Origin of the sequence: Shewanella sp. 10N.286.45.A1, from assembly GCF_041470405.1 — a bacterium.
Taxonomy (GTDB): Bacteria; Pseudomonadota; Gammaproteobacteria; order Enterobacterales; family Shewanellaceae; genus Shewanella.
Map to the genome: position 1 here is coordinate 36697 of NZ_JBFRMK010000074.1, position 7838 is coordinate 44534.

Below are 7838 nucleotides of genomic sequence, written 5' to 3' on the forward strand. Positions count from 1 at the left end.
GACCCAGATTATCTTTATCAAGAAAGAGCCTAATAGGTCGCTTAATGCTGGCCTTCAGTTTATTGGCGCTGTTGTTACTGCTATTGGTCTCTCTTGGAAGCTTAAGTCTGCACTGGGTACAGCAGGCTGACAAATATCTTTATGACAGAGCGCTGCCTGCATCTGAGGCTGCTCGTCAGTTGGTGTTATCAAGTAACGCCCTCGCCGAAAATGCTAAGCGACTTGGGCTGTCTGAGCAAGAGTCGCAGCGGCAGTTAATTGGGCGAAAATTGTCAATTAACAGCGCGGCTATGCTAAATGCGATTAAAGTACTTAAAGCCCTCGATGTGAACTTTGATCTAGGCCTTGAGCAAAGCGCATCGGACATAATTGGCGATCTGTCCTTGCTTGGAGAGCAAGTTGGCGAGCGCATTTTGGCTGGTTACCAATTGCAGTTACAGGGTAAAGCGCTGGTGAAGGCCTCAAATCAAAGTACTGAGTTATTGTTAGCAGAGCTTGCGATTGTCGATTCGGGGATTTTGTCTAAACTCAGTTTAGCTTACCCGCAAGCTGTGGGTACAGAGCAAACGTCTAAGTTACTTGATAGCTTGATAGAGCAAGATGTTGATATTCAAGAGCGACTCAATCGAGCACTGAAGATCGTGCATAACATAGCGCTGATGGGACAGGTATTTCAGTCACCAGAGTTAGACAGTACAGTGTTTAATTCATTAGCTAGAAATGACAGCCAGTTAGCACAACTAGGGGTATCAATTTCTGGTCTTAATGATCCTAGCTCTGACGCCGGTGCCCGCTATTTTGCTTCTTTAACCAGTTTATCTAACTTTATACGCGACCCCGTGCGGGCAAAAGCATTTGCAAAACAGGTCACTATTTTGCAAACCTTGCCGCAAAGTATCTTGCTGCAAAAACATCATACTCAACTAAACCAAATCCAAGAGTTACAACTGCAGGCACTTACCGACAAACTCGACGCGCTAAATGGTGCTGTCGATAGCGCCATGCTTACACAACGTATAGAGGCCGATAATGCCAGAAGCGATTACCTAAGCCAACTGAGTTGGTCGAAGGTGAGCCTGTTATTTACAGGGTTACTTATGTTGTTAGTGATAGCGTTCGTTATTTATAAGGTGATCTATCAGGGCATAGCGCTCAAGCTTAATGCCGCTACTAACGCATTAGCGCAGTTAAGTCTAGGTAACACTGCAGTGACTATTGATACCCAAGGCGATGATGAACTTGCTGCGATGGCGAGTGCAATTAAAGCGTTTAAGCAAAAGACTGAACACAATCTTAAATTGCAAGCAGAACTGCGTGATACTGCAGAAGAGTTATATGAGCATAAGCAAGCCTTGGAAGCGAAAGTCGAGGCGCGAACATTAGAGTTGGCAGAGGCTAATGTGCAGTTAGATCGAGAAGCAAAAGGTCATGTACTAGCTCGAGACATGGCAGAGCAAGCTAACCAAGCTAAATCACTGTTTTTAGCCACTATGAGTCATGAGATTAGAACACCGCTGAATGGACTATTGGGTACATTAACGTTACTTGGACACTCCAATTTACCACCTGCACAAAGGCAAATGCTGGCTTTGTCGCAGTATAGCGGTACGCTGTTACAAACGGTGCTTAACGATATTTTAGATTTCTCTCGGCTAGAGCAGAGTAAGTTAGCCAATGAGCCCAGAGCTGTAGATTTAGCGCAGTTGTTGGATGAAGTCACTGCAATTATGTTAGCGGGAGCCAGTTTGGCGGGGCTCACTTTGGTGGCGAACTATAAAAGTTTACCGAAATGGGTCTATGTCGATGGACCAAAATTACGACAGGTATTGTTTAACTTACTTGGTAACGCCATTAAATTTACTCCAAAAGGTACGGTCGAGCTGTCAGTCATTATTGAGCAACAGGAGCTAGCATTTAAAGTACAAGATAGCGGTGTCGGAATTGATGCGAACGCGATGAAGCAACTCTTTAAAGCCTACAGTAGTGAGGTCAGTGAAGGTCGCGATCGAGGCACAGGGCTTGGCCTTGCTATCAGTAAACAGTTGGTTGAGTTAATGAGTTCAGCGCCTAGAAGCACAAAAGCGTTGTGGGTAAAAAGCGAAGTAGGGCAGGGAAGTTGCTTTGGTTTTTCATTACCATTAACAGTCTGCGAAGGACCCGACAGGACACTACAACAACAGGCTGAACGGGTGAACTCAAAGCAGGTACTCGTGGTAGAAGACAACAAGATTAATGCAATGGTTGCTCAGGGGTTTCTTGCACACTTGGGTCATGACTCTAAATTGGCCACTAGCTGCGAAGCTGCACGGAAGCTCTACACCCAGCAAACAGCTACTCAATATGATGCCATCATGCTAGATATTCAATTGGGAGATGGCTCGGGAGTTAGCTTATTAGGAGAGCTGCAACAGATTAGTGCACAAGCAGAACATGCACCACCAATTGCTGCCTTTACTGCGCAGTTGCAAGCTGAAGATATGGAGAACTACCAAGCTAAAGGTTTCGATCAGGTATTGATGAAGCCATTGGATATGCAGGCGTTGTCAGTTTGGCTTGGCTGCGCGAAAGAGCCCGATACCACCGATAATGATTGCTGTGTCACCGATTGGCAAATAGGCGTAGTCAATACAGAAAGTGATATAGAGCGTCAGATTGAGATAGGTGCGAGTACAAAGATGGAACAAGATAGTGCCGCTAAGAGTAAGGCTAAACTAGAGCCTTTGCTTGATGATGGGCAGTTGAGCCAAGATATGGGCTATTTGGGTAAAGAGGCCGTGGTGGAGTTATTTAGCCTTTATCAAGATTCTAGCCAAGTTCATATGGCGACACTTGCCAAAGCGCCTGAAGATTTTGAACGAGTACTGCATGCCTTAAAGGGCAGTAGTGCCAGCATGGGATTATCGCAACTTGCTGCAAAATGTCGTGACATCGAACAGCTCAAAATTAGTGCTGCTACTTATCAATTAGAGCAACACCCAGCACTATTTGAGCTGTGGCAGCGCTCATTAGATGAATTATCTAAATGGCTTGATGGCCAGAAAAACGCAGAGCAGACGTAGTCGGCTAAAGCATAACCCATAGCGTTTTAATGCAGTGTTTGACAGCGCTTTACTGCATGTCATTGATTGCGTTTTACAACAATGCAAAACACTGCCGACTAATCGTAAGGCTCAAAAATCTCATGCACTATGCCTGATGGATCTTTAAAGGCTGCATATCGGCCCCAGTCATTTGCATTGGGTGTTTGATGAATAAATTCCACATTGTGACACTTTAGCTCTGTGATTTTTTCATCAAGATTTTTTACGCTAAAAACCAGTGTCGAACTGGCATTGTAACCGTGTTCATATTGACTGGCTGGTAACGTTCCTTGAAACATCAATACACTGTGGTTTCCTGCGAGCAACTTAAGGCAAGAGTCAGTTTCAGATATCAACTCAAGTCCTAATATGTCTAGGTAAAAGGTTTTAGATAGCTGCAGGTTTTGCACGATGAGTAGTGTTGCAGGGTTATCCATATAAGCTAGTTCTCGTATTTAGAGCCGAATAAAATGAGTTTGATTAATGGTGTATCCCGCTGCCATAGAACGGTTTGGCACAGGTATTACATTGTAGTTTCACCGGAAATGGTTGGATCCCCATTAAAGTCAGTACACATAGGCCTAATGGGTATGACAGTAGGTTGGGGATAAATGAAAACGTTATACTTACATCCTCTGAGTTACAGTGTTTACACTTACAAAACAGCTGATTTTCGTGTTTTCTGCTATACATACTTATCCCTAGTCGTCTTTAATTCCGTTGTTAATTGAGTTATAACACGCACCGTGTCACTTAAAAATATTAGCGTTATCGGCAGTTGTAAAATTTTCTTTGATAGTTTTTCTAACAAAATCAATGGCTTTAGGTTGTTGCAGCATGACCCTGTATCAAATGCTACTGCTATAACGCCCCTCAAAATCGTGCCCCAAAAAAGCGGTTAGCGGTTCAACTTATCAGCATGAGTCTATCTGAAATATGTTTGAATGTTGTATTAGGTTAAAAAATATCAAATAGACCTTAATGTGCCTGTTCGTTTTTTTGAACGATTAATTGTAAGGTAGATTCTTTTACCCGACGCTGTAAGCATCAGCGAAAAAGCGCCGCTGTGATCTCTTTTTACATAAATTAAACCTTTACAATATCCCTGACTGCTGTAAAGTACGCCTTGCTCTGGCATTCAGAGTTATTAGTGAACCATCAAGTAAAAGTAAGCCTCTGATTACTGCGTTATCGTTGTTATCCATAGTGTTTCCCTTAGCTTCATCGTCACATTTAATAATTCAAGCTCTCAGCACATCGCAATTTCGCGATAGATTTATTAATTTTTAATTATATAAGGGACACAAAATGTCTAATTCAACTACTGGTATCGTAAAATGGTTTAACGAAGACAAAGGTTTTGGCTTCATCACTCAAGACAATGGCGGCGCTGACGTATTCGTACATTTCCGTGCAATCGCTTCAGACGGTTTCAAAACTCTTGCTGAAGGCCAAAAAGTTTCTTTCGACCTAGAACAAGGCCAAAAAGGCCCACAAGCAGCTAACGTAGTTGCTATCTAAGTTGAAAGTCGACTCAAACAGTCTAAAGACTAATTGAGTCACTTGAGATAATTAAGCTAGGTTAACCTTGTTTGATTATTTGAAAAGCGAGCCGAAAGGTTCGCTTTTTGCGTTTTAGCGCAGTCTGATATTATTGTTCTTCCTTCTTCTTCTTCTTGTCATAAAGACTCTTACTGGGTATTGTCTTTAAGACACTACGGCTGTCTATTTGACCGTTGTTGTTTATGTTATAAAGACACTACTCTGATGTCTGTTTTTTATACATACCTAGCACTTTCAAGCGATTAGATATCTGGCACGGTTAGTGCAATTACTCAACTTAGAAATTAAAAATTTATTTAGTCTTTTAGGTAGTAGCTAATGACAATTCATGTAAAAAACAATATCCACTGGGTCGGCCAACGCGATTGGGAAGTACAAGACTTCCATGGTACAGAATACAAAATGACCCGTGGTACCAGTTATAACAGTTACCTCATCCGTGAGCAGAAGACGGTATTAATCGATACAGTTGACCATAGATTTAGCCACCAGTTTATTCAAAACCTAGAGATGGAAATTGATCTTAATAGTATCGATTTCATTGTGATAAACCATGCCGAAGAAGATCACTCTGGTGCGTTAACGGCCTTGATGCAGAAAATACCAGGCACGCCAATCTACTGTACTGAAGCAGCAGTAGACTCTATTGTCGGTCATCACCATCACCCAGAGTGGAACTTCAAGATCGTTAAAACTGGTGACAGTGTCGATATTGGTAATGGTAAACAACTTATCTTTATTGAAGCGCCAATGCTGCACTGGCCTGATAGCATGATGACCTACATGACCGAAGATGCTGTGCTGTTTAGTAATGACGCCTTTGGTCAGCATTACTGCGATGAGCATCTGTTTAATGATGAGGTTGATCAGAATGAGCTTAAAGAGCAGTGTCTGCGTTATTACGCTAATATTCTTACCCCTTTTAGCAGTCTCGTTACCGCCAAAATTCATGAAGTGTTGAGCTTTAACGTGCCTGTGGACATGATTGCAACAGCTCACGGTATTGTTTGGCGTGACAACCCGACCCAGATTATTCATCAGTACCTTGAGTGGGCTGACAGCTACCAAGAAGACAAGATCACTATCTTCTATGATTCAATGTCGAATAACACCCGTATGATGGCAGATGCTATTGCCCAAGGTATTCATGATGTTGACCCAGGTGTCGCCGTAAAAGTGTTTAATGTTTCTAAACACGATAAGAATGAAATCTTATCGCACACTTTCCGCTCTAAAGGTGTGCTTGTCGGTTCATCAACCATGAATAATGTCATGATGCCAAAAATAGCTGGCATGTTAGAAGAGATCACAGGTCTTAGGTTTAGAGGTAAAAAAGCAGCGGCATTTGGCAGTTATGGCTGGAATGGCGGCGCGGTCGATCGGATCAACACTCGCTTAATGGATGCTGGCTTTCAAACTGCATTGGGCCTAAAAACCAAATGGCGACCTGATGGCAAAGCGATGCGTGAATGTCGTGAACATGGCCGTCAAATTGCAAAACAGTGGGCACTGCAACCTCTAACTACCGTTGCTAGTCTTGCTAATGCAACGTTAAACACTGAGCCTAAATCTGCTGCTCAAACAGCTAAGCCTGTATCAGAAAATGCTGAAGAGGTGGCGCTTACTGAGCACAGTGCTGATTGCCAATGCATGATCTGCACTGTATGTAATTGGGTTTATGATCCCGCTAAAGGTGAACCAAGCCAAGAGATTGAAGCTGGAACTACTTGGGCTGACGTACCTGAATACTTTCTCTGCCCTGAGTGCAACTTGGGTAAAGATGTGTTTGTTGAGCATAACGGCTAGAGACGTATTATACCGATTGGTATTAAGAGGATTCCATCATGACAGTACCTGTTGTGATCATTGGTAGCGGTTTTGCCGCTTATCAATTGATAAAAAATATTCGCAGACAAGACACTGAACTGCCGATTCTAGTGATAACAGCCGACAACGGTGATGAGTATAACAAGCCCGATTTAAGTCATGTCTTCTCAAAAGAGCAAGATGCCGATGCATTGATATTGCTATCAGCTACTGACTTTGCGGCGCAGCAGCAAGTCGAAATAGTGACTAATACTAGGGTCGATAGTATTGACACTAAAATGCAGAGTTTAGATGCTGGTGGTCAAACTTATCATTACGCTAAGTTAGTGTTTGCCACGGGCGCTAGCGCCTTTGTACCGCCTATTAAAGGTGAAGGCAAAGGCAGTGTTATTACCCTCAATAGTTTGTCTGAGTATCGTGGTTCGCAAGCGGTCTTAAGTCGTGCGACTCGAATATTGCTAATGGGCGGAGGTTTGATTGGTACAGAGCTCGCGATGGATCTGCAAGCCAGCGGGAAAGAGGTGGTAGTGGTTGAGCCAAGCAGTCGCTTGCTTGCGAACGTTGCCCCCGATTTTGTCGCGCTGAAACTTGAACATACCTTGCTTGATGCAGGCATGACGCTTGCGCTAAATGATACTGTGAGCACAATTGACTTATCTACTGCTAACTCACTAATCGAAAATGATGCGGAGTTGAAGAAGCAAGAGCTGACTGTAACGACAAGTGCAGCTAGACGCTTTGAAGTCGATTGTGTGATATCAGCTGCTGGTTTACGGCCAAATACTCAGTTAGCGCAGCAAGCAGGTTTAGAGGTGAGACACGGTATTGTGGTCGATGAGCGACTTAATACTTCAGCTGAAAATGTCTATGCCTTGGGTGACTGCGCCGAGATTAATGGTAAGGTGATGGCTTACTTACAACCGATTATTCTCAGTGCTAATGCGTTGGCAAAGCAGCTGCTAGGCCAAATGTCGCAACTGACATTGCCACCAATGATGGTGAAAGTTAAAACGCCTACATACCCTATTCAAGTGGGTGGTCACTTTAGCGCGGACTCTTCATGGAAAGTCGGGTTTGATAAGTTAGGAGTTATTGCAGAAGCTTATGATGAGCTAAACAATATGACAGGTTTTGTGGTCACGGATGAAAATGCTAAGCAGGCATTTTCGCTGCTAAGAAAAGTCTCGGCGGCATAACAGAATCAGCTGTATTCGCAAAGGTCGCACAGGCGGCCTTTTTTTATGGCTCGCTCTGCATATTGTTGTCATTTATTAGCGCCCCTAATGTATACCCGTTCTACTTGAAGATGCATGATTCAGTGGGAATTTAATGGGCTTTAATCACAGGTGCTTTGCTCCATGCTGAACC

The 7838-nt window shown here is 43.3% G+C and carries 5 protein-coding genes; 4 read left to right on the forward strand and 1 reads right to left on the reverse strand.

Annotated features, from left to right (window positions below; all coding sequences use genetic code 11):
- Positions 1-44: 44 nt before the first annotated feature.
- Entirely contained in the window at positions 45-3059 is a 3015-nt protein-coding gene (gene torS / locus AB4238_RS06455) for a TMAO reductase system sensor histidine kinase/response regulator TorS (protein WP_372032324.1), read from the forward strand.
- A gap of 98 nt (positions 3060-3157) precedes the next feature.
- Here torS and AB4238_RS06460 read toward each other — a convergent pair whose 3' ends face one another.
- Positions 3158-3517, reverse strand: a complete 360-nt coding sequence (locus AB4238_RS06460; protein ID WP_372032326.1) for a VOC family protein — start codon at positions 3515-3517, stop codon at positions 3158-3160.
- Between the two features lie 871 nt (positions 3518-4388).
- Between AB4238_RS06460 and AB4238_RS06465 the strand changes: the two genes are divergently transcribed.
- The 3 genes from AB4238_RS06465 (at position 4389) to norW (ending at position 7666) form a co-directional block, all read left to right on the forward strand.
- A complete protein-coding gene (locus AB4238_RS06465; protein ID WP_020911253.1) occupies positions 4389-4601 on the forward strand; it encodes a cold-shock protein in 213 nt (70 codons plus the stop codon).
- 360 nt (positions 4602-4961) lie between these two features.
- Positions 4962-6449 (forward strand): anaerobic nitric oxide reductase flavorubredoxin, encoded by a 1488-nt coding sequence (gene norV, locus AB4238_RS06470; RefSeq protein ID WP_372032328.1) that lies wholly within the window; start codon positions 4962-4964, stop codon positions 6447-6449.
- Positions 6450-6487: 38 nt separating this feature from the next.
- Positions 6488-7666 (forward strand): NADH:flavorubredoxin reductase NorW, encoded by a 1179-nt coding sequence (gene norW, locus AB4238_RS06475; RefSeq protein WP_372032329.1) that lies wholly within the window; start codon positions 6488-6490, stop codon positions 7664-7666.
- The last annotated feature ends 172 nt before the right edge of the window (positions 7667-7838 follow it).

Excerpts from the sequence above, each read along its gene's own strand:
- norW (WP_372032329.1), top strand. The coding sequence starts at position 6,488 with ATGACAGTACCTGTTGTGATCATTGGTAGCGGTTTTGCCGCTTATCAA.
- AB4238_RS06460 (WP_372032326.1), bottom strand. The coding sequence starts at position 3,517 with ATGGATAACCCTGCAACACTACTCATCGTGCAAAACCTGCAGCTATCT.
- AB4238_RS06465 (WP_020911253.1), top strand. The coding sequence starts at position 4,389 with ATGTCTAATTCAACTACTGGTATCGTAAAATGGTTTAACGAAGACAAA.
- torS (WP_372032324.1), top strand. The coding sequence starts at position 45 with ATGCTGGCCTTCAGTTTATTGGCGCTGTTGTTACTGCTATTGGTCTCT.
- norV (WP_372032328.1), top strand. The coding sequence starts at position 4,962 with ATGACAATTCATGTAAAAAACAATATCCACTGGGTCGGCCAACGCGAT.